This is a genomic window from Collinsella aerofaciens, from assembly GCF_041537385.1.
GTDB lineage: Bacteria > Actinomycetota > Coriobacteriia > Coriobacteriales > Coriobacteriaceae > Collinsella > Collinsella aerofaciens_BV.
This window is the reverse complement of sequence record NZ_JBGORS010000001.1, coordinates 51398-76168: the sequence shown is the minus strand read 5'-3', so window position 1 is coordinate 76168 and position 24771 is coordinate 51398. Positions and strand designations below refer to the sequence as shown.

Sequence of the window (24771 nt, the reverse complement as noted above, 5' to 3'; positions counted from 1 at the left end):
TCAAGTGCTCCTACTGTGCGACCGGAACGTCATCGGGGTGCGGATTATCACCGTAGGTGCGCTGATACGTCAGCACGCGCCAGACCAGCGGCAGGCCGCCAATCTTAAAGTAGTGCTTAAACGTATTGAGCTTGCCGGGCTTCTTAAAGTCAAAGCGCGAATCGATATAAGCACGGGGCGACTTGACCATCAGGCGCAAGTCGGTCTCGCCGCGCGGATCGAACAGCGACAGATCAAAGCGACCGGCATCCCAATCGGCCTTGAGCTCGGGCGAAGCCTTCTCCCAAAACTGCTCGCGCAGCTCATCGACCAGACGCTCGTCATTCCAGCGATACGTATCGACCTTCATGCGCATTAAAATGCCCTGGAGCTGAACCTTGAGCTCGGGACGTTCATCCAAAAAGCGCTGCATCTCGGCGTATTCGTCGCACACGCAAAATACCTTGTTGGGCGAATTAACTGAGCTCTTCTCGTTGTCTTGGCGATAGCACAAAATGGGGTCCGCGATAAACGCTGCACGCTCGGCGCATGCCCAAACCTTAAAGTTAAAGCCTGCGTCCTGATACGAGGCGCCCGGCGTGGGAAGGAACCGAATCTGATTGTCGTTGAGGAACTCGCGCCGATAGATGGCCGACCAAATGGAAGGTTTGCGGTAGAAGATGCCCGGGCGATCGACGGGGCGATACGCGGCGCCCGTCATATACTCGCCGATGATCCCAAACAGCTCACGGCGCTCGCTGGGCGTGGACCAATACAGATAAAAGTCGCCCTTTACCACATCGGCATGCTCAGCATCGGCCTTGGCGACCAGCTTTTGGAGCGAATCCTCAAACATAAAGTCGTCGGACTCAAGAATGCCCACGTACTCACCGCGCGCCATCTCCAGACCGCGGTTCATCGAGTCGCCGTAGCCGCTGTTGGCTTTGTCGATCATCTTTACACGGGGGTCGCGCTCCATGTACTCGCGGATGATATCCGGCGAGCTATCGGTGGAACCGTCATTGATACAGATGATCTCGATGTCCTTGAGCGTCTGCGCCACGGCGGAATCGAGGCACTCGCGCAGATAGCGCTCGACATTGCAAATGGGGACAAGCAGCGAAACTTTAGGGGTATCAGAGTTCTGCAAGAGAACCTCCTGTTGAATAGCGTGTAACAGGGTTATTTTAGCAGCCGGGTTGCGGCGGGCGGCAGCGCTTGGAATTAGATAAAGCGCTCCAGACAGGCTTTGAGACCGCGAGTCGAAAGATAGAACAGCGTGGCGTCTGCCATCGAAACGCCCGAGGTCGCCGCAACGAGCTTGTGGGCAACACGCCGAACGGCGCCCTTAGCAGGCATATCCGCCCACGCCGTTCCCAAAAACGTCGTGAGATCCATGTTGACGCGAGCCGCCACGCGATGGAAACCATCGGCATCCAAGCGCGCCAGGTCGAACACAATTAGGTCTAAAAACCAAGTTATCAGCTCGCCGGGGCACAGGTCCAAAAGACCGTAGGCCGCCCAGTCCTCCAAGACCTCCTCGAGCATCCTCATGTGGGCGTCAAGCTTTTTGGCGCGAGCATCGGCACTGTTGAACTCGTGCGTCGCCGATTCACTCTCCATCACGTAGTGGTAGAACTTGTCCGGCATGACGACGGTCTTGCGGGCAAGCGCATAAGCCGCAAATTGGAAGACGACGTCCTCGCCCAAAGCCAAACCGGGGGCGAAGCGAATGCCTTCGCGATTGAGCAGCTCGCGCGAAAAAGCCGCACGGCAGGCATAGGGCTGCGCATTCGAATGGAACAGCAGTTGGGGATCACGGGCGCCGAAGGTACCGGCTTTGGGGCTCATGAGTTGCTGGACGCGTTTGGGGGCAGCATCGGCAGGTTCACAGACGCCGCCAAAAACGGCGGCCTCGGCATCCGCAGACTCCATGACATGCAACACGCGCTCGACCGTCTGGGCATCGATGTAATCGTCGGCGTCCACAAAAAAGACGGTCTCGCCCTCGGCGGCATCGATGCCGGCGTTTCGAGCGCACGAGACACCCTCGTTTTTCTGGTCAATCACCAGCACACGTCCGTCGGTCTGTGCCATTTGATGCAAGACGCTCAGGGAATCATCAGTCGATCCGTCATTGACACAAACGACCTGAATCGAGCGCTCGGACTGTGCCAACAGCGAGTCGAGGCATCGCTGAATCGAGCGTGCCGAGTTGTATACGGGAACGACGATGGTCGCTTTGGGGGTCGAAGCCTCTCCCATGTCGACCTACCCCCTCAGCGATTCGATGAGGAAGGCGGCGACCACGCCTGGGCCTCCAACCGAGGCGTAGTATTTGGCGCGTCCCAGGGCGCCGTCCGTCGCAAAGTGCGGGTGCTCGTCCACCCAAGCTTCAGGGTCTTTGAGGATCGCAGCAAGATTCGCGCGCTTCCACGGCTTAAGGTCGTCCAGCGAAAAGTCTCCTGCGTCCAAGGAGGCCTGGAACTCCTTGGTCATCTGGACCAGGAACTCTTTATAGAACTTAGGCGCCAGGCGCACGTAGTTCCACATGTACGAATCGTACTTAATAAGTTGATTGAACTTGAGCATGCGCGCGACGTCATCACTTGCGTGATTGCGAGCGTAATCCTCTCGGATCCAGCGCTCGATCTCGGCATATTCGGCATTGACGCAAAAGACCTTGGCCGAAGAATTGACCGAGGAATTCTCGTTGTCCTGGCGATACGACAACACGGCATCATGCAGGTAAACAGCCTTATCGGCGCACGCGATCACCTTAAAGGCGAATGACGTGTCCTGAAAGGATGCCCCCGGAGTCGGCAGGAACGTAATGCCGTTGCGCTCAAGAAAATCGCGACGGTACACGGCCGACCAAATCGACGGCTTTTGCTTAAAGAACTGAGTCGTATCGCTCGGGTGCACCGGCTTGCCGCAATCCTGAGGTCTAAACATCTCGTGCAGCGAGCGGCGCTCCTCGGGCTTAGACCAGTAGAAATCAAAGTTCGCCTTCGCGAAGTCGGCATTATTGCTATCGGCGGCCGAGACAAGCTTTTCGAGTGCGTCGGACGCCATAAAGTCATCGGACTCCAAGATGCCCACGTACTTGCCGCGCGCCATCTCCAGACCGTGGTTCATCGAGTCGCCGTAGCCGCTGTTGGCCTTGTCGATCATCTTGACGCGCCTATCGTGCTCCATATACTCGCGAATAATCGCCGGCGAGTTGTCGGTCGACCCGTCGTTAATGCAGATGATCTCAATATCCTTGAGCGTCTGCGCCAGGGCGGAATCGAGGCACTCGCGCAGGTAGTGCTGAACATTGTAAATGGGAATAAGCAGCGACAGAACAGGGCTGCCAGAGGCGTTAGTAGACAAATGTGCTCCTTAGGAAATACCTGTCGTTTCATGGTATCAAAGGGTCAGCGCGCCAGCGGGCGTTTATATAATCTATGGAGCTCGCAGAGACAAACCGATAAGAAAGGACGTCATGCAGCCCAAAGCCGCACGCAGCATACCCATCGAAGCCTTGCGCTTAATCGCGGTCGCTGAAACGCTCGTGCTCTCAAGCAGTAATCAGCACATCAATGTTACGTATAGCAGTCACGTATAGCAGTCACCTCGCCCATGGCAGGTTCCTGCGTTTTATTCAAAGCTTGCCGTCAAAGTGCGCCGAGCCTTTACAATAGGACAGTCCCAAGGACGTATTCGATAGCTTCCGTGCAGCGCACGCGCGCCGCGCGTGAAAGGATATATTGCCCCATGCCTTCAACCCTCCCCGCCCCCATCGATAAGCTCGCCATCGTCGTCGTTACGTACAAGCGCCAGGAACTCCTGGCCAACTTGTTCGACTCTATGACCGAGCTCACGGCAACGCCCTGGCGCATCATGATTGTCGATAACGAGAATTCGCGCGAGACCGAGGCCATGTGCACCGCATTCAACGAGCGCCTGGCCAACCTGTGGGGCATCGACACCGAGCAGCCCGACGCGCAGGGCGGCACCGACCGTGTCATCTACGCCCCGCAGCTCGAAAACGGCGGCGGTGCGGGCGGCTTCTCGGCCGGCACTAAATGCGCATACGACCTGGGCGCCCAGTGGTTCTGGGTGATGGACGACGACGTGCTCGTCATCCCCGAAGGCATCGAGCGCTTGGCCAAGTGGACCGACCGCTACGATGTCATCCAGGGTTCGCGCCTGGACTTTGACGGCGGCGCCTTCTTTTGGCAATACCAACTCATCCTTTCGCTCGGCATTCCCAACCCTGTCGCCAAGTGGGACCTGGGACCCGAGGGCTACCGCGCCATGAACCAGCTGTGCTTTGAGGGCGGCATGTTCTCGCGCCGCGTGGTCGACAAGATCGGCCTGCCCGATGCGCGCTTCTTTATCTACGGCGACGATGCCTGCTACGGTTACGTAGCCAGCCAACACTTCCCCGCCGCCGTTGTTGCCGACGTGGTGCTCAAGCGCGCCCGCGCCGTCTCTAACTGGGACATCGCCGGCAAACGACAGCTCAACTCCACGAGCGACACCAACCGCTACTACATCATGCGCAACCGCGGTTATCTGGCACGCTACATGCAGATCTACGGCGACTACCACCCCGTGCTGTTCCGTCTGGGCAATGCCGCGACCTTCTGCAAGGAGTTCATTCGTCTGGCAGCAGTCGACAAATGCTTTAAGACCGGCATTCCGGCGCTGCGCCGTGGCATGAAGGACGCCCGCAAGATCGTCAAGGACCCCAACTGGAAGCCCATGCCGCCCCTGAAGGACGCAGAACGCTAAAGGGCTTTCGCCCGCCGCTACAGTCGTTGGCACACCACGGACACACGCTGACCGTCAAAACCAAAGCCCCAACGCATGCGCCCGACGGCGGGGCGCGGCACGCGGATATCATCGATGCCGTCGCGCTCTATGTCGAGCAGTGCCTGAACCGCCAACAGTTCCAGGCCCAGGGCATCGACGCCAGGGTCGTACATCATGTTGATCGTAATGAGCGGTCGCTCATCGAGCATGCCGAGCGTGTCGGCCACGTCAAACACCCGACCGGTGGGAATCACCTGGATATCCCAGCGATCCGAGACGCCACTTCGCTTGGAGCTGGGATTGCAATAGCCGGGCAGTCCAAAGCAGAGCCCCTGCAGCGCCAGATGATAGGCTGTCGGCATATCTGATTGGCCCACATCGATACCCAGATCGCCGATAGCACAGCTCAAAGCTTGCTTTACAGTGTCCTCGTCTCCTCGACACAGCCCGTCATGGAACGAGTCGATAACTCCAACGTCCTCAACGGCGCACTCAAACCATTCCAGAATTACAAGACGGAGCGCCTGACGCACTTCGTTGTTAGGCAGACGCAGGGAACGAAGGCACGCGCCGTCCCCCGAATGCCCCGCCATGTCCGTCGTAAGGAATCCAGACAGATACAGCGCAGTCCAGACATCTTCGGGCTTGGCGGCATCGGCCTCCTCGGCATGCACATGCACTGGCGCCTCAATAAACCCATGCGGCTCAACCAAATCGAACAATGCGGACAGGCGCATGAGATTCCAGTCACCGACGCATGCGCTCAGACGGTCGGCGTAACCATACAGATCCGCCCGAACGGGCGCGACGCAACCGCGATGTGCGTAGTCCACCACGCGCTCCGGGCTCGAGCAATAAAAACCACCAAGCAGGTAGCCCTCGAGCCACTCACGCGCGTCATCCAGACAGCCGTTGCGACCGATGCAATCCAACAGCACCTGGACTTCGTCGTCCGAAAAACCGAACCATCGATCACACCAACTCGACAGTGGCGTCGCCGATCGATAGGAAACCCCACGCTGGGACAACGCAAGCTCGGCAGGACCGGGGTGCTCGCCCATCAGACACGTCAATCGCAACGAGTCGCCGGCGTCGGCAATGGTGTCGAACAACATCCGGCTGAGCGGCTCTAGGGAATCCACGTTACCGTCGTCCTTAGCGTCCAAACGCTTTGGACATACCGCGTCGTAGTCGTCAATCAGAAGAACAACCTGCTCATCGAAAGCCGTCTGGAGCAGTTTAATAAGCACGCCAGTCGCCGCATCGATCTCCTTATCGCTGGCCACCCCACGCGCCGCCCTCTCGATAAGACGAACCTCACGTCTTGACAGATCAGGCGCGGCAAGCAGCGGCAGCAATCGGGCGCACTCGTGCGCGACAGCGCTGCGAATAGCCGCAGCAGCATCGGCGTCGCGCCTCGCAGCGGCAGCTGAAAAGTCGAGCATGATGACCGGATAGCACGCGTACTCATCACGAAAGCGACCACCACCCTCCTGCCAAATCTGGGTGCCGACGAACGGGCTTCGATCCGGCCGTTGATCAGGTCGTTCCAAATAGCATTTGAGCATCGATAGGTTCATGCTCTTGCCAAAACCCTTGGGCCGACAACAAAGCGCAACAGGCGCTTCGCTGTCCAATATATCGGCAATAAACATAGTCTTATCGACGAGTAAACACCGATTGATTGCATCGGAAAAGTCGTGTACATCAACCGGCAGAGCTGCGTTATCCGCATAACTGAGCAACCGTGCGCCAAACGCATGAGCAACACCATAATTCGCCTGTTCAGACACCGTAAACTCTCCTTCTAACGCAGCACGATGCCCATTGTAGCGAGTGGGTAGAGCGCAACAATATCGACATGCAAACGTTTCGGGCAACGGTAGCAACAGACCCCCGAGGGGGCATAACAAATCGTTGCACAACAAAAACGGGGCCCGATGCCGCCGCACCGGACCCCGTCCCAAACTCTTATAGAAAACGATCTGGAAGATTACTCCTCCGAGCCGTCCTCCCCAGAAGCCTTCTTCTGCTGATCGAGCTTATGCTTACCACTTACGATAGACGTAGCGCCCAGCGTAGCTAAGCTTGCACTGGCAAGGCTCGCCATCACGATCAAGTCGCCCGTCTTGGGCATGTTACCGCCCGAGGACTTGGTAGTTGTAGTCGTCGTGGTCGTGGTGGTCACCGTTTTGGAGCCATTTTGCTCCTGGACCTGGTTGTCGGCACCGCTCTTGTCGTCGTCTTCGGACTGTTTCTTTTCGCCCTCGGCCTTGCTCTTGTCCTTCTCCTCAGATTCAGAGTTCTTATCCTCGTCCTTCTTCTGTTCGGACTTGTCGCTCTTCTCCTCAGAGCTAGAACCCTTATCGGATTCGGTCTTCTCGGAAGCCTTGTCCTTGGAGTCGCCCTTTGTGGCTTCGATCTTTTCCGTGGAAACCTGATCAGAGTTGCCCTTGTTCTGGGTCGAGCCGTTATTGACGCCAGCCATCAGCGAAGAGCCCAGCGTAGAACCAAGCTGCTCGGAGAAAGAAGGCTTCTTGTCCGGCGAAGCAACGGGAACGTCCGGCGCCTTATTCGAGTCATCCTTGGAAGCATCGGAGCCAGGGGTTGCGTCAGAGCCGGAGCCGTTGTTAGAGCCGGTGCCAACGGACGAATCGCTCGAGCCGGTGGATGAGTTAGAGGTGCCAGCGCCGGTCGAACCAGAAGCGTCGCTGTCCGTATTGCCGGCAGAGCTTGAAGACGAATCGCCCGCAGCAGAGCCGTTCGAATCGGAGCCGTTCGAGGTAGAGCCGTCGTTGGTAGTGCCACCAGCAGAGCCATCGCCGTCAGCATCGGTCGAGGGCGCATCCATCCTGTCATCGTTGGCATCGTCACTCGCGTCGTCATTCGAATCAGGCGTCGGCGAGGGCGCCGGCGTAGGCTCGGGCTGCACGGGCGTCGCAGCGGCAGCGGCCTCGTCCTCGGCGATATAAACCAAGCAGTCCTTCAGCTCGTTGCGGTAGCGGTTCTTCCAGCCCTCATGATACTGGGGCTGACTTGAAAACTTGGTGGCAACATTATTGACCACGCTGTTGGAAAGCGCCGTCACAAACTCGCGGTCGGACATATCGTTGGAAAGATTCGCCCAGCGGAAAAAGTCCCTGCAGCCACCGGTGCCGCACATGTTGGTGATGCTCCACACCATGCCCTTGACGCAATCGGCGCGGCCGGAGATGTCAATGCCAAGAGCGCTCTTAAGCCACGCCTCGGTCACCGCATAGTACGAGTTGTAAGCATAGGCATCTTGAAGTGCTGAGAACTCAGCAGGATCGGTGTTATAAGCACCTTGGAAGGCATCCTGCGCGATATGGCCCAGCTCAGTGAGCTGGCCGTTCTCGTACATGGCATTGCTCGTGTTGGAAATCTCGTTGCCGCAATCAATCGCATCCTTGAGCATGCAGTATTTTTCGGGGTTGTAGTTGTAGGCCTGCTTCATAAACGGGATGAGCGACCAACGACGGTCGAACTGGTAATAGCCCAGCGCGTTGTAGGCGTCGCCATACGAAAAGCCCTGGTTGTAGTTGCCATGGCTCTCGTACTTGGTAAAGTACTTCATCTCGGAAGTCACGTTGACAAACGAAACGCCCTGGACCGACCTCAGCACGCCCGAGAAGGACTGCTGGGTATAGAGACCCTTATCGATATCGGTCGCATCCGAGGCAACGCCCGGTGTGGGCTCCTCGGCGGCAGCGGGTGCGGGTGCGGTAACGGCGCCAAACGAAAGCGCCAGCGTCAGGCCCGCGACAATCGCAGAATGCTTGGGCTGCATAAGATCCTCCCTGCATTGGTGTAGTTAAAGTGCAGTTTGCAAAGATAAAAGTAAGTATTGCAGCTCGTCCGTTGTTGCACAACAACCCCTCGGTAAACGGCAACAACCCTCCGCGAAATCCGCGAAATCTAAAGGAATTAAACGAACTGGTCGTCGGGCACCAGAAGAAGATCGCCGTAGCGTCCCATCAGCCCGTCTCTCAACTGACAGAAAGCGGGGATATAGACGTTCAAGATACGCTGAATCAAATCTTGAGCGAGCTTGTTGTCATAGATATGGACGTTCGTATTGCGGTCTCTGAGCATATCTAGCCATGCCGCCTCATCAATAAAGTCGTAGAATCGGTAGGCTTCCTTCAAGATGGCACGAGGAGACCCCGATGCAGCAAGCGTGGCGCCCTCATACTCGAGCAGACGTTTAAGGAGCTTCCAGCTCAGTTCAAACTGAAGGTTGAACTTATTAATCAATCCACTCTGAACAAAATCATTGCTAAGATCCTGATTGGGTGCATCCTCAAGATTCGCCAAGGCGCTGGCAAAGTTCTCATATTTTTTCATACAGAATCACACCATCCCTGGCAATTTCATCGAGCAATTGCTGCGATAAGGACTCATCCAGATTGACGACGTCTATATCTAAAAGAGTATCAAGACGCTCCTCTATCAGATATGAGAAACGGTCGAAATCCCGGCAACCTGCTACAGCAATATCAATATCGCTCTTAGGCAAGTTGTCACCGCGGGCACGAGAACCAAACAGCACAACCCTCTCGGCGTCACATTCCCGAGCAAAAATCTCAATTTGCTTGTACACCTTGTCGAGAGATACCATCTGCAGCCCTACAGCTTAATGTCGAAGTTGATCTCGGGGACGGCAGCAAGGTCGGCCAACGTCACGCCGTCGACGTACTTTTCGATCACGTCGTCCAGACCGCGCCAGAATTTGACGGTCGAGCAAAGATCGCTGCGGGCGCAGCTGTTGTCGATGCCATCGCACGCCACCGGAGCCGTGCTGCCCTCGACGGCGCGCAGGATGTCGCCGGCACGCACCTCGGCCGGGTCCTTGGCCATCATGTAGCCGCCGCCCTTGCCGCGCACGCTCTTAAGTAGGCCCGCCTTCATGAGCGGACGAACCAGCTGCTCCAGATACTTTTGCGAGATACGCTCGCGGTCGGCGACCTCGCGCAGAGCGATCTTGCCCTCGGCGTCGCCCAGCGCTGCGATATAGATCATCAGTCGGAGGGCATAGCGGCCCTTAGAAGAAATGAGCATACCTACCCTCCCATCGCATCTTGGACAACATAACCAGGTTTGTTTGTCCCAAATCTTAAGTAAGTGGGACAAACACAACAGGTTATTTTGTCCCACATCTAGAAAAGTCGAGTGGATTAGTCGGGTTTTCCCTTGACTAACGCCGAACCCATAGTAACTTTATTCCGAGAAGATTCCTAGGGTTTCGTACACCCATGAGTACACCATATACAGAGAGGGACAGCATGAGCGCAAATCCGCTGCTTTCCATCGAAGGTCTGACCGCCTCCGTGGACGAGAAGACCATCCTCCACAACGTCAACCTTAACGCCGCCGCCGGCGAGACCCACGTGTTGATGGGACCCAACGGCGCCGGCAAGTCCACCCTTGGCCACCTGGTCATGGGCGACCCCGTCTACACGGTCAACGACGGCCGCATCGTCTTTGACGGCCAGGACATCACCGAGCTCACCACCGACAAGCGCTCGCGCGCCGGCCTGTTCCTGAGCTTCCAGGCCCCGGTCGAGATCCCCGGCGTGCCACTGTCGAGCTTTTTGCGCGCCAGTATCGCCGGCCGCCCCGGCCTGGAGATGAAGGGCAAGGAATTCCGTCGTCGCGTCAAGGAGCTCGCGGCCGAGCTTAACATGGATACCGCCTACCTCAACCGTGAGCTGGGCGTGGGCTTCTCGGGCGGCGAGAAAAAGAAGGTCGAGATGCTCCAGCTTCTGCTGCTGCAGCCCAAGCTCGCCATCTTGGACGAGACCGACTCCGGCCTGGACGTCGACGCCCTGTCCACCGTCAGCCACGGTATGGACGCCTACCGCAAGAGCTGCGACGGCTCCATGCTCATCATCACGCACAACACGCGCATCCTGGAGCACCTGGATGTCGACCGCGTCCACGTTATGGTCAAGGGCCACATCGTGCGCGAGGACGATGCCTCGCTGATCCCCTGGATCGACAAGAACGGCTTTGAGACCTTCGAGCGCGAGGCCGCCGAGCAGCGCGCCCAGGCCGAGGCCGCCGCTGCCGAGCAGCAGGCGTAAAGGGGCGACGCAATGACCAAGAACCGCACCGAGGTCGCGGACATCGACCGCAGCCTCTACGACTTCACCTACGGCGAGGAGGGATTCGAGCGCCTCGACGCCGGCATCACGCCCGACATCGTGCGCGAGATCAGCGCCAAGAAGGACGAGCCACAGTGGATGCTCGATCTGCGCTTAAAGTCCCTCGAGATCTTCAATCGTTTTCCCGACCCGACGTGGGGCCCCTCGATCGAGGGCCTGGACATGGACAACATCGTCACCTACGTCAAGCCCAACACCGACCAAAAGCACGACTGGGAGTCGGTGCCCGACGACATCAAGAACACCTTTGAGCGCCTGGGCATCCCCGAGGCCGAGCGCAGCTACCTGGCAGGCGTCGGCGCGCAGTACGACTCCGAGCTCGTCTACCACAACATGCAGGACACGGCGTCCAAGATGGGCATCGTCTACTCCGGTATTGAAGAAGCCCTGCACGATCCACAGTGGGAACCGCTCATCCACGAGAAGTTTATGACGCTCATCCCGCCCACCGACCACAAGTTTGCGGCCTTGCACGGCGCCGTATGGTCGGGCGGCTCGTTTGTCTACGTGCCCAAGGGCACCAAGTTGGACTTCCCGCTGCAGAGCTACTTCCGCCTTAACGCCAAGGGCGCCGGCCAGTTTGAGCACACGCTCATCATCGTCGAGGACGACGCCGACCTGCACTTTATTGAGGGTTGCTCCGCGCCCAAGTACAACGTTGCCAACCTCCACGCCGGCGCCGTCGAGCTCTTTGTGGGCAAGCGTGCGCACCTGCGCTACTCGACCATCGAGAACTGGTCCAAAAACATGTACAACCTCAACACCAAGCGTGCGCGCGTGGACGAGGATGGCGACATAGAGTGGATCAGTGGCTCCTTCGGCAGCCACGTGGGCTACCTCTACCCCATGAGTGTGCTCAACGGCCGCCGCGCCCGGTCGAGCTTTACCGGCATCACCTTTGCCGGCGCCGGGCAGAACCTCGATACCGGCTGTAAGGTCGTGCTCAACGCCCCCGAGACCTCGGCAACCGTCGAGACCAAGGGCATCTCCAAGAGCGGCGGCATTCAGACCTTCCGCAGCTCCATCGTGGCCACGCCCAAGGCCGAGGGCTCCAAGGCAACCGTGAGCTGCCAGTCGCTCATGCTCGACGACCAGAGCCGCTCCGACACCATCCCCGCCATGGACATCCGCGCCAAGAACGTCGACATCGGCCACGAGGCCACCATCGGCCGCATCGGCGACGACAAGGTGTTCTACCTGATGAGCCGCGGCATCTCGGAGGAAGAGGCCCGCACCATGATCGTCAACGGCTTTGCCAACCCGGTCTCCAAGGAGCTGCCGCTGGAGTACGCCGTCGAGATGAACAACCTGATCAAGCTCGAGATGGAAGGAGCGATCGGATAATGAAACAGGAAACCAACACCGCTGCTACCACCCTTGAGCAGGTCAACGCGATGCCGGCTGCCACTTGGGGCTGGCTGAAGATGAATCAGACCAAGCTCGAGCTCTCTGACGAGCTTGCCGCCGCTCCCGCGGAGGCCGTTGAGGTCGAAGGCTTGGGCGAGCAGTTTTCCGGCGCTGCCGACGCGTTTGGCACCGCCATGAACGCCATGGCCGAGCGCTTCCCCGAGCGCCGCGCCTCCGCCCCCGGTGATGCCGCCGACCGCGCCCGCATCACGCCCGAGACCGAGCTCGACGTGCCCGCCACCTCCGTCTACCAGGCCGGCGCCATCAAGCTCGAGGAGGAGCTCTCCCCTGCTGAAGCCTTCGAAACCGGCATGGGCGAGGCTGCCTATGCGCATCTGACCGAGCACGCCACCAAGCGCATCGTCATCGATGTGCCCGCATACAAGCACGCCACGGTTACCGTGCGCGTGAGCGGTATCGATGCCGCCGCGGCCATCGCCGCCATCGACGTCGTCGCCCGCCCGCAGGCAACGCTCGACCTGCAGATCGCCCTGGACTCCCCCGTTGCTGGCGAGGGTGTCGTGGGCTCCGTGCTGCGCGTCTGCGCCCACGAGTACGCCACCGTCAACGTGACCTGCACGCAGACACTCGACGACAGCTGGATCGCGCTCGACGACACCGGCCTGTTCCTGGACGAGGGCGCGCGCGTCAACGTGCAGCACACCGTCCTGGGTGCCGGCGCCAGCGCCACTGGCCTTGCCGGCGACCTGCTGGGCGATACCGCCAAGGTCACCATCGATACTGATTACCTGGGCGCCCGCGAGCAGGTGCGCGACTTTAACTACGAGCTGCGCCACCGCGGTCGCAAGACCGAGTGCGAGATCGACGCCAACGGCGTGCTGACCGGCACGTCCAAGAAGGTCTACCGCGGCACCATCGACCTCGTGCACGGCTGCAAGGGCGCAACCGGCACCGAGCGCGAAACCGTGCTGCTGGCCAACAAGGGCGTCGACAACAAGACCGTCCCCGTCATCCTGTGCGACGAGGACGACGTCGCCGGCAACCACGGCGCCACCATCGGTCACGTCCGCGACGAGCAGCTGTTCTACCTCGCCTGCCGCGGCCTTGACCAAAACGCCGCCGAGGACCTGTTCATCCGCGCCAAGCTGGAGGACGCCGCGCTTTCCGCCACCGACGAGCGCACCCGCGCCGCCGTCGTCCGCCTGGGAAACAACCTGATCGACAACTTTGAAGAGGAGCTCGCATGATCGACACCGAGCACGTTAAATGCGACACCTGTACTGCCCCCGAACCCATGGAGCTCGACGCCAGCGACGAGGCTTCGCGCGGCTGGCCCACCGTGGACATCGAGACCAACCCCTACAAGGGCCAGTTCCCGCTGTTCCAGCAGCACCCCGAGATCGCCTTCCTCGATAGCGCCGCCACCGCGCAGCGCCCTGCCTGCGTGCTCGACGCCGAGCGCGACTTCTATCAGCGCATGAACGCCAACCCCCTGCGCGGCCTGTACTCGCTGTCCGTCGAGGCCACCGAGGCCATCGCGAAGGTCCGCCAGCAAATCGCCGACGTCATCGGCGCCCCCAACGCCAACGAGATCGTCTTCACCCGCAACACGAGCGAGTCGCTCAACCTGGTCGCTAAGAGCTTTGCGCCTACAGTGCTCGAACCGGGCGACGAGATCGTCATCACCATCATGGAGCACCACTCCAATCTGATTCCGTGGCAGCAGGTCTGCCGCGAGACCGGCGCCAAGCTCGTCTACCTCTACCCCACCAAGACCGGCCAGCTCACCACCGAGGAGGTTCTTGCCAAGGTGGGTCCCAAGACCAAGATCCTGGCCGTGGGACAGGTCTCCAACGTGCTGGGCGTCGAGAACCCGGTCAAGAACCTCGGCAAGCTCGTGCACAAGTACGGCGGCTACCTGGTCGTCGACGGTGCGCAGTCGCTGCCGCATATGCCGGTCGATGTGACCGACCTGGGCGCCGACTTCTTCGCCTTTAGCGCGCACAAGGCCATGGGCCCCATGGGTATCGGCGTGCTGTGGGGCAAGATGGACCTGCTCAACGCCATGCCGCCCATGCTCACCGGCGGCGAGATGATCGATTCGGTCACCGAGCAGGACGCCGTCTGGGCTCCCGTCCCCGAGAAGTTCGAGGCCGGCACGCAGGACGCCGCCGGCATCTTCGCCACGGGCGCCGCACTCGATTACCTGGTCAACACGGTGGGCTACGAGAACATCCAGGCACGCGAGCAGGCACTCGTCCACTACCTGATGGGAGAGCTCATGCAGCTCGACTTTGTCCAGATCATCGGCTCGATCTACTGGGACAACCACCACGGGGTCGTGAGCTTTAACGTCAAGGGCATCCACCCGCACGACGTCGCGAGCATCATGGACATGGACGGCGTCTGCATCCGCGCCGGTCACCACTGCGCGCAGCCGCTGCTCACCTGGCTAGGCGTCGAGAACCTTGCCTGCTGCCGCGCCAGCGTGGCCTTCTACAACGACAAGGCCGATATCGACAAGTTCATCGCCGGCCTGCATCACGTTTGGAGCACGTTCAATGGGTAATCTGTACACCTCCACTACGTTTATGGAGCACAACTCGCACCCTGACTACAAGTACGAGATGGACGCCCCCACGCACGAGCACGACGGCATCAACCCCAGCTGTGGCGACGAGCTCACCTTGCAGCTGCGCGTCGAGAACGGCGTGATCGAGGAGGCCTCGTTTACCGGTCACGGCTGTGCCATCAGCCAGGCAAGCGCCGACATCATGGCCGACCTCATCACCGGTGAGACGGTCGAGGAGGCTCGCCGCCTGGCGGAGCTCTTCCTCGCCATGATCCGCGGCGAGCAGCTCTCCGAGGAAGACCTGGAAGACCTAGACGAAGCCGCCCAGCTCCAGGACATCTCGCACATGCCCGCCCGCGTCAAATGCGCCGAGCTCGCCTGGCGCACCCTCGACGGCATGCTCACGGGACAAAATAATCAGTAGTATTTAAAAAAAATATATGTTATGTTGAGGTTAGCAAAAACAGTACGTGACATAAAACTATCAAAAAGTAAAAAAGAGAAAGGAGGTTTATCGAATGAGAGCAAAGAAGTTGAGAACGAAAGTAGTTGGTCTTGTAGCAGCAGTTATGGTTGTCGGCGCTCCACTTACAGCGTGGGCTATTGATGTAGCGGGTGGAGATTTGTACTACAATGGAGGGCAAACAGACACCATTGTATATTCCGAAATTGGGCGTAAAGCAGGTATTAGTCGCAACTACATGGTAAAGGCAACTGTAAAGGTCGGCGGAGATACATATACCAGTGGATTCAAGTCAAACTACGCTTACAAAGATGCAAAGAGAGTTTGGTGGGCGAACGAAACATCTTAATATGATTATTATCCATATTAAGTAAAATAGTTCAAACACCAAGGGCGGGGCTATTTGTCCCGCCCTAGTTTATACATTTCTTCAAAGAAAGGGGCGTATGTTATGAAAAAATTTTTAAAGATTTTTATTTTCCTTGAAGTCATACTCTTTGCATATATTTTTAATACTTCTATTTACAACATTTATGAAAAGAATAACATTGCTACTGAGAATTTAAAAGGGTATGTTTTAGAAGAAACATCGCCAGAAATTCTCGACAAATTTTATACAATATTTACAGAAGAATATTCTCAAAATAAATTAGAACTCATTAACAATACGCTCACTTCCACAGATAAATCTGTTTATGATTTATATTGCTATCCATTAAATGAGTTTACACAAAAACAGCCTATATCTTCCTCTATTTTGTTTCAATATCATGAATTGCAAAAGGAAGATTTTTTAGATAGTGTTGGTGTATTCTATACAGATTTACCAGCTAACGCAATTAAAGAGATAGCTTCTCAACTGTCCGTCGCAATAAATAACTTTGAAAATGACGCTATTCCGTATAGTATGGTATTAGAATTGAATCTTCTGAATTTTGTAATCTTATTTATTGTACTTCAAATCATATACTGTATTTATACGTCTTATAGTTTGAAAAAAATAGGTATTAAAAAAAGCATGGGCTTTTCTACTATACATATTTTAAAGGAGCAAATTACCAGCGTAATAAAATATTTTGCTGTAATATGTTTAGTATTACTGTTCTTGCTAAATTTATATTACGCATTAACAAACAGATATGATTTTTCTTATTTAGCAACAAGTGTACTGTTCTTTATTGGTGTTTTAGCTATAAATATACTTTGTGTTTTAATTACAAGTATTTTAATTAAGTTTGTTTCTTTAGAGGCAATGATAAAAAATAAGACTTTAAATAGCGGCACAAATATTGTAGTTCAGGCTATAAAAATAATTTTTTCGGTAATAATCGCTATCACTATTATTTCATTGCTGAATCAGGGGAACTCATTTAGACAAAGCCAACAAGCTGTTTTAGATTATAAGTATCTGGACGGATATTATACCGCTAATGGTTTTAATTCATCGGAGTATGATTATGCGTTAGCAAACACAGACATATTAGAAAAATATTCTGAACAAACATTAGAGATGTATAATCATAACCATTCACTACTATGTGATTTTAGGACAGACGGTGGTTTGCAGACATCACGCCCCTATTATGAACAACAGCTTGTTATTGCAAATAGAAATTATCTGAATGAATTTTCAAATATCCAGCTCAGTGGAAAACCATTGGGAGAAGATATATTTAGTGAACCAACAGTATTAGTTCCACATAAATATAAGAATGATGAAAATTCTATTAGCGAATATATTAAGCAAGAATATTTCCGATTGATGAATTACAATCAATTTTATGGAATACCGGGAGAAGAAAAAACTATTGATAAATTTAATGTTGTTTATATAGACGATGATTCTACGATAAAAGTCAATACAGAAAATGGTTTTTCGGATATGGCTAATCCTATTATCATTGTTGATACGGGCAATTTTGCAGGACTTTACTATTTGGATTCTTTAAATACAAGGTGTTTATTTTTTCAAATGGAGTCAAGAGAAGATTTTTCTTCTTTGTTATCAGAATATGATTTAGAGCAATTAGTTACAGCCGGAACATTACTTACACCTTATTTAATGCAACTTGAAAATGTGACATTCGTTCTTAAAACACTCACTATGTTTACGATTGTCTTTATAGTGTCTTTACTGTTTATTTTGTATATTTCAAATTATGTGGACATTTTTGTAAATCGAAAGAGATATGCGGCAAAAGAGATTTTAGGATTCTCTCATTTTAGGACACTGAAAAATCGGTATATTTTTTGGGGAATCGAAATAATTATATCAGGCGTATTAACTGCTATAAATTATTATTTTGCTTGCCTTTTTGCGATTATACTTATTGACTACATATTCTGCGAATTGCTTTATAGAATTTATATCTCAAACGCTTTATATGAGATTGAAAAGGGGGCATAAGTATGTCATTGATTACATTAAAGAACGTCAAAAAAGAATATGGGAAAAATCAGGTTCTATTTGAAAATTTATCTTTAGAAATAGAAAAAGGCGAATTTGTGGGGCTTGTAGGGAAAAGCGGGGCAGGTAAAACGACACTTTTAAATATAATAGGATTGATTACTGATATATCCGAGGGAACAATCACTATTGATAGTCATAAAAATTTGTCCATGAACGGTAAAAATGCTATGATTTTGAGAAGATATACAATAGGCTATCTATTTCAAAATTATGGACTAATAGAAGATGAAAGCGTGTTGTGGAATTTAAAATTAGCTCTTGAATATAAAAAAGTAAAAAAAGAAGAAAAACTGAAACTAATCAATAAGTATTTAAAGCAATTTGAGCTAAGTGACATGCTTAACAAAAAAGTATATCAGTTAAGCGGTGGAGAGCAACAGCGAATTGCAATTATTAAATTGATTTTGCAAGGAAGTCAGATTATATTAGCTGATGAACCAACTTCTGGACTTGATAAAGAGAACGAATTGATAGTGATGAAACTTTTGAAAGAATTAAATGAAAAGGGCATTACTATAATCATGGTCACTCACAACATGAATTTGTGCGATTGTTTTTCCAGAGTTATAAATGTAGAAAACTTTAGATAGTTTGTTAAAGGGAGATACGCGGTTTTATTATACGTGCAATCTCCCTTTATATTTCGTCATATCAAGACTCATATTCAATTATGGTAAATTCGTGGTAAAACACTTATTTTTTCAAGTGATGAACAGCCCTTAAATGCTGTATTTATGCGGATAATCGGATTTTCTATATCAAGTTTTTTTTAATGTCAAGTTATTTTTGTTTCTATTTTATATATGACCTCTTTGTTGCTATCATATTTTGTGCATAATGCACAAAATCAAAGTACCAATATTAGTGCTTTCCACGATTGTACTTTTACAATGAAAAGACGAAGTACCTGTGATAAATTCATTGCTCTAAAATTATTAGAGAAACTATACAATATAGCTATCCTTTTTTCTCTTGTCTGCCATAAACAGAAAAGAAAAAGCCCTGTCAAGAGCCTGCCACTTCTTTAGAAGTGGTGCTTGCACTCTTGATCTGGGCTTTTTGTTTGCTGTATCTTTCACGCAAGAGGAAAAAGGCTACTCGTCCCCGTTGTCAAAATCACTGATTTTTAATACTTCCCGTAACAGCTCCATATCCTCTTTTGAGTTTGGGTTTATCTTCTTTACAACCTGATAAGGCGTACCGTACTTATGTCCCTCTGTGCTTTCCCCGAACATATCCATGCTGTATAAATCATCATAGCGGTTTAATACTTTCTGAAATTTCAAGTGCTGGATAAATTCCTTGATAGGGTAAAGGTCGGACGCTTGTATGTCTGTTCCGCTGATATAGTCTGTGATATATTTCCGCAACTGTTCCAGCTCATATTCCAGCCATTCTTCCTCGCTGTCAAAGAAGTTATCATAGTGTCCATGTTTCAACTCTGCGTTTAGGCGTTCTTCCGTCCTTAAAAACTGGCATACCTCCTTTTCCGCCTGTTGGACAAACTTCCATTCCCCCGACAACAATTCATTGGGCGTTACTCCCAGTACGTCCATTATCTTTTCCAGCGTGTCAAAGGTCGGATAGTTTACCCCTCGTTCAATCTTGGAAAGGCTCTGCATATTGATACCGATGGCGTCCGCAAGCTCCTGCTGTTTCATTTTCCTGTGTTTTCTTATGGTCTGTATGTTCTCCCCTAAAAAATTTATTTTCTTTGTATCATGCTCCATAACTTCTTATATCTTCTCCTTTCCCGGCTTTTTCGTTCCTTTATAAGCCTATCATACTTATTATAGACGAAAAAGTCAAGAAAAAGTTCTTGACAAGTAATTCTAAAGGCGTTATTATCATAGCAGATATAGTGATTAAGCACAATGAGGTTAATCACACGCTTGAGTAAGCATAGAAAAGAGTTGTTTTCGCTTTGATAGCATGAATAGGCATGGACTATCCGACCGAAAACTGTGTTTCTTCCTGTGCCTGCCCCGTTTAGCCACGAGCCTCCCAAAGGCTCGTGAGCGTTAAGAACGGGGCTGGTGCAGGAAGAAAAGGGAACGCCGCAGGCGTTCCGTACAGGGCGTATATGTAACACCGCCCTGCGCATACATGTCATAGTACCTAGAAACTGTGATAAATAAAGGAAAAAACACAATTTTTACACCGCAAAAAACGGGACATACGAAAGGAGTAATGCACTATAACTACACACAAAAATTTATCCGTTAAGATTGATTACATCAGCATTGTATTTGAAACGGCAACTGCTGAAGATGTCATCATGCACATTTTAGGTTTACCGACTGACATTTTCAATGTCTATCCGGCAAGCATTAAATACAAAACCTATCAAGCACGCTGGCAGATTGGAGATATTTATGTATCGGGCGACGCAAGAAAAACAGAGGATAACCCACAAGGGTTAGGCTGTTATCTTGTTATGACCGGCAGAGGGTGTGATGATATTTTCCGTATTCTCGACAGTAGGAATTGTACTTTTGGGGATATGTTCAAACATTGTGAGCGAAGATACGGACAGGATAACTTCCACTTCACAAGGCTTGATATTGCCATTGATGATAAAAACGAAAAGCCATTTTTTACCATAGAGCAGATAAAGAAGAAATGCGAAAAAGAGGAATTTATCTCGAATAGTGAGGGCTACCACTTTGACGAAAGCAAGTTTGATGATTTCGACACCGCAAAGACTGTTTATATCGGTGCTGGTAAATCGGGATTGTCCTACCGCTTTTATGATAAGGATAAGGAAGTCTGTTCAAAACATAATAAGACGCTTGAGGAAGTCGGCAGTTGGAAACGGACAGAAATGCAACTGCGTGATGATAAGGCTCATGCTTTTGCCATGACATTCAAGGAAAGACCGCTGGAACTTGGAGAACTGGCTTTCGGTCTATTGGCAAACAACCTACGCTTTGTCGTACCAAACAGAAACGAAAGTAATAAGAGCAGATGGAAAACTTGTCGGTTTTGGGAACGCTTTTTAGGGGCTGTGGAAGTCTTAAAACTGCAAGTACCAAAACAGCAAAATTCCCTTGAAGAAACACAGCAATGGCTCACAGAGGGTGGCGTGATTTCCGCTGTCAAAAGTTTTTACTTCTTGGAAGAACATGACGCATTAGGCGGACTGGAAAAAGTGGGAACTATGCTTGATAAGGCAAGATACAGCAATTCCCTTTCCAGTAAATTAACCGCCCATTTACAGAGGATAAACCGCACCGACCTTATCCCCTATATCCAGTATGACACGAAACATGGGAAAGGGGGTATCTGATGAATAACAACGATATTCCCGTATGGGAAAAATACACCCTTACCATTGAAGAAGCGTCAAAGTATTTCCGTATCGGAGAAAACAAGTTAAGACGCTTAGCAGAGGAAAACAAGGACGCTGGCTGGCTCATTATGAATGGCAACCGCATACAGATTAAACGCCGACAGTTTGAACAGGTTATTGACAAATTGGACGCAATCTAATGCAAATGAGCCTTGTATGTGTTATGATGAACACAAGTCATATCAAGGCTCTTTCCAACAAGGAAAGGAGCAGACACCATGAAAGAAAAAAGACGGGATAACAAAGGTCGTATCCTGCATACTGGAGAGAGCCAACGAACAGACGGGAAATACTTATATAAATATGTAGACGCATTTGGAAACACAAAATATGTGTATGCTTGGAGATTGACACCCACAGACCCGACACCAAAGGGAAAACGGGAAAAACCCTCACTTCGTGAACTGGAACAGCAGATAAGACGGGATATTGAGGACGGTATCGACAGCACAGGCAAGAAAATGCCGCTTTGCCAACTCTATGCCAAACAGAACGCACAGAGGGCAAATGTGAAGAAAAGCACAATAAAACAACGGGAACAACTCATGCGGTTATTGAAAGAGGATAAGTTAGGTGCTAGGAGCATTGATACGATAAAACCCTCTGACGCTAAAGAATGGGCGTTACGCATGAAAGACAAAGGCTTTTCCTACAATACCATTAACAACCATAAACGCTCGTTAAAAGCGTCATTCTATATCGCCATACAAGACGATTGCGTAAGGAAAAATCCCTTTGATTTCAAGTTAAGTGAAGTCCTAGAAAATGATACCAAAGAGAAAGTTGCATTGACAGAGGAACAGGAACAAGCCTTACTCTCATTCATCAAGACGGACAATGTGTATCACAAGTATTATGATGATGTGCTGATACTGTTAAAAACAGGACTTCGTATCTCGGAACTGTGCGGACTGACAGTAGCCGATATTGATTTCAAGAATGAAGTTGTGATTATCGACCACCAGTTACTAAAGAGCAAGGAACAAGGCTATTATATTGAAACGCCTAAGACGAAAAGCGGAATAAGGCAAGTACCATTAAGCAGAGAAACGATACAGGCATTTCAACGGGTTATGAAGAAACGCCCAAAGGCAGAACCATTTGTGATAGACGGACGGGGCAATTTCCTATTTGTCAATCATAAGGACAAGCCAAAAGTTGCGATTGATTACAACGCCTTATTTGTCCGTATGGTAAAGAAATACAACAAGCACCACAAGGACAATCCCTTGCCACATATCACACCGCATACGCTACGCCATACGTTCTGCACAAGGCTGGCAAGCAAGAACATGAACCCAAAAGATTTACAGTATATCATGGGGCATTCAAACATTAGTATCACAATGAATTGGTACGCTCATGCGTCCATAGATACCGCAAAATCAGAGGTTCAGCGTCTAATTGCATAGAAGTATTTACCACGATTTTAACCACGCTTGATAGCGAAAATATAAGAAGATAGACCTAGATATGTGAGGTTTACCACAAAAGCAAAATGCCCGTAGAGCCGATAAAATAAGGCTTTGCGGACATTTAAGAAGATATAAAAAGATAGTCAAAAAGACATATATAATTTGTCCCAAATCTTAAGAATTTTGTTGGCCGAATCGCTTGACAAGAGTGGTTCGGCCATTTTCTATTCCGAGCCCTCAGCCTGAGCCTTCACTCGCGCATAAGCGCGCACGATACGAGAGACGGTACTCTTGCTGATTCCCGTATACCGTTCGATCTCGCGCAGCGTGTAGCCGACATTGTGCAGGGCGAAAATGATTCCGTCTCGCCGCGAGGGTGCTACGGTCTTGAGTTCGTTGAGCGGCACGCCCAGGCGCTTCGCCATCTTGTCGGCAAACGCACGCCGCTCCCACTCCGTCTCATCCATATCGTGAATCACCGGATCGGAACCATCGGGCATCGACAGAGAATAATCCAGAAACCCCTTGGCAGACTCAAAGAGCTCAAGCACACAAGAAGGGTCCGAAAATCCCCTCGTCGTATCGTTGTCATACGCTCGCAGATACTCGGCAAAGCTGCTCCAGGGATAACGCTCGATCAGGGCGATACCCGCCTCCTGCGGATTAGCGTGAACATAGCGAATGGCGGCCATTAGATAACGGTCGGTATCGAGCGAGCGCCGGTCAAAACGGTTCTGGAACAGATGGCCTGTGCGCCCCGTTCGTTTATTGAACCGCCGCGCGTACGTCAAAAGCAGCCGGTGCATCGCCGCGCTCATCGCGTCCTCGTAATCTGCAAGCACCAGATGCACGTGATTGCCCATAAGGCACCAGGCGATAACCGTCACGCCCGCCTCGCGGCAGCACTCGCGCATCAGCTCCAAAAACTCCCACCGGTCTTCATCGCCCTCAAAGATGAGCTGCTTGCCCGTACCGCGGGCACAAACATGGTAAAAGCCGGTAACCGTTCTCCAAACGCGCTGCATGGCGCTCCCTTCGCCGGGATCTGCTTGCCATCCAATACAGCACGATTGAAGCGTGCCATCAACACATTCACGCAAAACAATACTCTCGCGCGGCCAAAGGCAGTAAACAAGCGGCGAACGGCACCGTTGCAACAGGTCAACCCCTGCAACGCTTGCAAGAGCTGACCAAAAGCTTGCCCAAGACGAACCCCCTCTACGGAAGTTCGCGACCACAGAACATATAGTTAAACCGTTTCAATTAAAACTTCCGGACTTCTCGCTACGAAAACTGAGCCGTTCGCCGAATATTCCGTGCATTTCGCGGTATTATAGGGGCTGCATGTCATGTCCCTTTCGAAGGGTCGCCCGGCAATCGCCAGCCACGACCCCCAGACGGGACGCCAACACGATAGAGAGGAGAGGCATGCAGTACTCACAGGAAGTGGAGAACATGTGCCCCGTTGCCAAGGGTGCATACCACGGCCCCGCACCCATCCCCGAGGAGGGCAAGTGGGTCCAGGCTAAGGAGATTTCCGACATCTCCGGTCTTACGCACGGTGTGGGTTGGTGCGCACCTCAGCAGGGCGCCTGCAAGCTCACGCTGAACGTCAAGGACGGCATCATCGAGGAGGCCCTCGTTGAGACCATCGGCTGCTCGGGCATGACCCACTCTGCCGCCATGGCTTCCGAGATCCTTCCCGGTAAGACCATCCTCGAGGCCCTCAACACCGACCTCGTCTGCGACGCCATCAACGTTGCTATGCGCGAGATCTTCCTGCAGATCGTTTACGGCCGCAGCCAGACCGCGTTCTCCGAGGGCGGCCTGCCCGTGGGCGCCTCCCTCGACGACCTCGGCAAGGGCCTTCGCTCTCAGGTCGGCACCATGTTCGGCACCAAGGCCAAGGGCGCTCGTTACCTCGAGCTCGCTCAGGGCTACGTCACCCGCATGGCTCTCAACGACAAGAACGAGATCATCGCATTCGAGTTCCTGAACCTCGGCAAGTTCACCGACGCCGTCAAGGCCGGCAAGACCCCCGAGGAGGCCATCGCTGGCGCTATGGGCCACTATGGTCAGTGGGAGAACGCTGCCAAGTACATCGACCCGCGCACCGACGAGGAGACTCACTCCGTCGCCAGCGTGTTCCCGGTTCACGAGTAGA

General features: G+C 52.5%; 23 protein-coding genes. 13 read left to right on the top strand and 10 right to left on the bottom strand.

The window, feature by feature from the left end:
- Nucleotides 1-10: 10 nt before the first annotated feature.
- From ACEG18_RS00345 to ACEG18_RS00335, 3 genes are all read right to left on the bottom strand, one after another.
- Complete coding sequence (locus tag ACEG18_RS00345; RefSeq protein WP_372540843.1) at nt 11-1129, bottom strand: glycosyltransferase family 2 protein; 1119 nt, start codon at nt 1127-1129, stop codon at nt 11-13.
- Between the two features lie 74 nt (nt 1130-1203).
- Complete coding sequence (locus ACEG18_RS00340) at nt 1204-2244, bottom strand: glycosyltransferase family 2 protein (RefSeq protein ID WP_055286569.1); 1041 nt, start codon at nt 2242-2244, stop codon at nt 1204-1206.
- A 6-nt stretch (nt 2245-2250) separates the two neighbouring features.
- A complete protein-coding gene (locus ACEG18_RS00335; protein ID WP_372540842.1) occupies nt 2251-3354 on the bottom strand; it encodes a glycosyltransferase family 2 protein in 1104 nt (367 codons plus the stop codon).
- A 384-nt stretch (nt 3355-3738) separates the two neighbouring features.
- Here ACEG18_RS00335 and ACEG18_RS00330 point away from each other — a divergent pair, with 384 nt between their 5' ends.
- Nucleotides 3739-4761: a glycosyltransferase gene (locus ACEG18_RS00330; RefSeq protein WP_372540841.1), complete on the top strand. Its 1023-nt coding sequence runs from the start codon at nt 3739-3741 to the stop codon at nt 4759-4761.
- A gap of 17 nt (nt 4762-4778) precedes the next feature.
- Here ACEG18_RS00330 and ACEG18_RS00325 read toward each other — a convergent pair whose 3' ends face one another.
- The 5 genes from ACEG18_RS00325 to ACEG18_RS00305 all read right to left on the bottom strand — a co-directional run bounded on the left by ACEG18_RS00325 (nt 4779) and on the right by ACEG18_RS00305 (nt 9861).
- The gene (locus ACEG18_RS00325; RefSeq protein ID WP_372540840.1) at nt 4779-6575 is read right to left on the bottom strand and encodes an AAA family ATPase; all 1797 of its coding nucleotides are present in this window, start codon (nt 6573-6575) and stop codon (nt 4779-4781) included.
- Nucleotides 6576-6775: 200 nt separating this feature from the next.
- Nucleotides 6776-8590, bottom strand: coding sequence for a VgrG-related protein (locus ACEG18_RS00320; protein ID WP_372540839.1), 1815 nt, complete (start codon nt 8588-8590; stop codon nt 6776-6778).
- 137 nt (nt 8591-8727) lie between these two features.
- Nucleotides 8728-9147 (bottom strand): HI0074 family nucleotidyltransferase substrate-binding subunit, encoded by a 420-nt coding sequence (locus tag ACEG18_RS00315; RefSeq protein WP_117635061.1) that lies wholly within the window; start codon nt 9145-9147, stop codon nt 8728-8730.
- A complete protein-coding gene (locus tag ACEG18_RS00310) occupies nt 9134-9421 on the bottom strand; it encodes a nucleotidyltransferase family protein (protein ID WP_117655961.1) in 288 nt (95 codons plus the stop codon). Before ACEG18_RS00310 ends, ACEG18_RS00315 begins: the two co-directional genes overlap by 14 nt.
- An 8-nt stretch (nt 9422-9429) precedes the next feature.
- Nucleotides 9430-9861 (bottom strand): RrF2 family transcriptional regulator, encoded by a 432-nt coding sequence (locus ACEG18_RS00305; RefSeq protein WP_099431873.1) that lies wholly within the window; start codon nt 9859-9861, stop codon nt 9430-9432.
- 224 nt (nt 9862-10085) lie between these two features.
- Here ACEG18_RS00305 and sufC point away from each other — a divergent pair, with 224 nt between their 5' ends.
- From sufC to ACEG18_RS00265, 8 genes are all read left to right on the top strand, one after another.
- A complete protein-coding gene (gene sufC / locus ACEG18_RS00300) occupies nt 10086-10886 on the top strand; it encodes a Fe-S cluster assembly ATPase SufC (RefSeq protein WP_372540838.1) in 801 nt (266 codons plus the stop codon).
- A 12-nt stretch (nt 10887-10898) separates the two neighbouring features.
- Nucleotides 10899-12311, top strand: a complete 1413-nt coding sequence (sufB, locus tag ACEG18_RS00295; RefSeq protein ID WP_022094821.1) for a Fe-S cluster assembly protein SufB — start codon at nt 10899-10901, stop codon at nt 12309-12311.
- Nucleotides 12311-13582 (top strand): SufB/SufD family protein, encoded by a 1272-nt coding sequence (locus tag ACEG18_RS00290; protein ID WP_372540837.1) that lies wholly within the window; start codon nt 12311-12313, stop codon nt 13580-13582. Before sufB ends, ACEG18_RS00290 begins: the two co-directional genes overlap by 1 nt.
- Nucleotides 13579-14904 carry an aminotransferase class V-fold PLP-dependent enzyme gene (locus ACEG18_RS00285; protein WP_372540836.1) on the top strand — a complete coding sequence of 442 codons (1326 nt, stop codon included), beginning with the start codon at nt 13579-13581 and terminating at the stop codon, nt 14902-14904. Before ACEG18_RS00290 ends, ACEG18_RS00285 begins: the two co-directional genes overlap by 4 nt.
- The gene (sufU, locus tag ACEG18_RS00280; RefSeq protein WP_117735615.1) at nt 14897-15331 is read left to right on the top strand and encodes a Fe-S cluster assembly sulfur transfer protein SufU; all 435 of its coding nucleotides are present in this window, start codon (nt 14897-14899) and stop codon (nt 15329-15331) included. Before ACEG18_RS00285 ends, sufU begins: the two co-directional genes overlap by 8 nt.
- 94 nt (nt 15332-15425) lie before the next feature.
- A complete protein-coding gene (locus tag ACEG18_RS00275) occupies nt 15426-15719 on the top strand; it encodes a hypothetical protein (RefSeq protein WP_372540835.1) in 294 nt (97 codons plus the stop codon).
- Nucleotides 15720-15821: 102 nt separating this feature from the next.
- Nucleotides 15822-17777, top strand: a complete 1956-nt coding sequence (locus ACEG18_RS00270) for a bacteriocin-associated integral membrane family protein (protein ID WP_009321393.1) — start codon at nt 15822-15824, stop codon at nt 17775-17777.
- A gap of 2 nt (nt 17778-17779) precedes the next feature.
- On the top strand, nt 17780-18430 hold the full coding sequence (locus ACEG18_RS00265) for an ATP-binding cassette domain-containing protein (protein WP_009243732.1): 651 nt from the start codon (nt 17780-17782) through the stop codon (nt 18428-18430).
- Between the two features lie 504 nt (nt 18431-18934).
- Here ACEG18_RS00265 and ACEG18_RS00260 read toward each other — a convergent pair.
- Complete coding sequence (locus ACEG18_RS00260; protein ID WP_129981837.1) at nt 18935-19570, bottom strand: helix-turn-helix domain-containing protein; 636 nt, start codon at nt 19568-19570, stop codon at nt 18935-18937.
- 467 nt (nt 19571-20037) lie between these two features.
- Between ACEG18_RS00260 and ACEG18_RS00255 the strand changes: the two genes are divergently transcribed.
- The 3 genes from ACEG18_RS00255 (at nt 20038) to ACEG18_RS00245 (ending at nt 22604) form a co-directional block, all read left to right on the top strand.
- Nucleotides 20038-21129 (top strand): replication initiation factor domain-containing protein, encoded by a 1092-nt coding sequence (locus ACEG18_RS00255; RefSeq protein WP_162776433.1) that lies wholly within the window; start codon nt 20038-20040, stop codon nt 21127-21129.
- On the top strand, nt 21129-21332 hold the full coding sequence (locus ACEG18_RS00250) for an excisionase (RefSeq protein WP_002607397.1): 204 nt from the start codon (nt 21129-21131) through the stop codon (nt 21330-21332). Before ACEG18_RS00255 ends, ACEG18_RS00250 begins: the two co-directional genes overlap by 1 nt.
- A 78-nt stretch (nt 21333-21410) precedes the next feature.
- Nucleotides 21411-22604, top strand: coding sequence for a site-specific integrase (locus tag ACEG18_RS00245; protein ID WP_318710871.1), 1194 nt, complete (start codon nt 21411-21413; stop codon nt 22602-22604).
- Between the two features lie 227 nt (nt 22605-22831).
- Here the strand turns inward: ACEG18_RS00245 and ACEG18_RS00240 are convergent, their stop codons facing one another.
- Nucleotides 22832-23632 (bottom strand): transposase, encoded by an 801-nt coding sequence (locus tag ACEG18_RS00240; RefSeq protein ID WP_372540834.1) that lies wholly within the window; start codon nt 23630-23632, stop codon nt 22832-22834.
- Between the two features lie 403 nt (nt 23633-24035).
- On the opposite strand from ACEG18_RS00240, the gene ACEG18_RS00235 reads away from it, so the two are divergent.
- Complete coding sequence (locus tag ACEG18_RS00235; RefSeq protein WP_006235554.1) at nt 24036-24770, top strand: iron-sulfur cluster assembly scaffold protein; 735 nt, start codon at nt 24036-24038, stop codon at nt 24768-24770.
- Nucleotide 24771 lies beyond the last annotated feature (1 nt).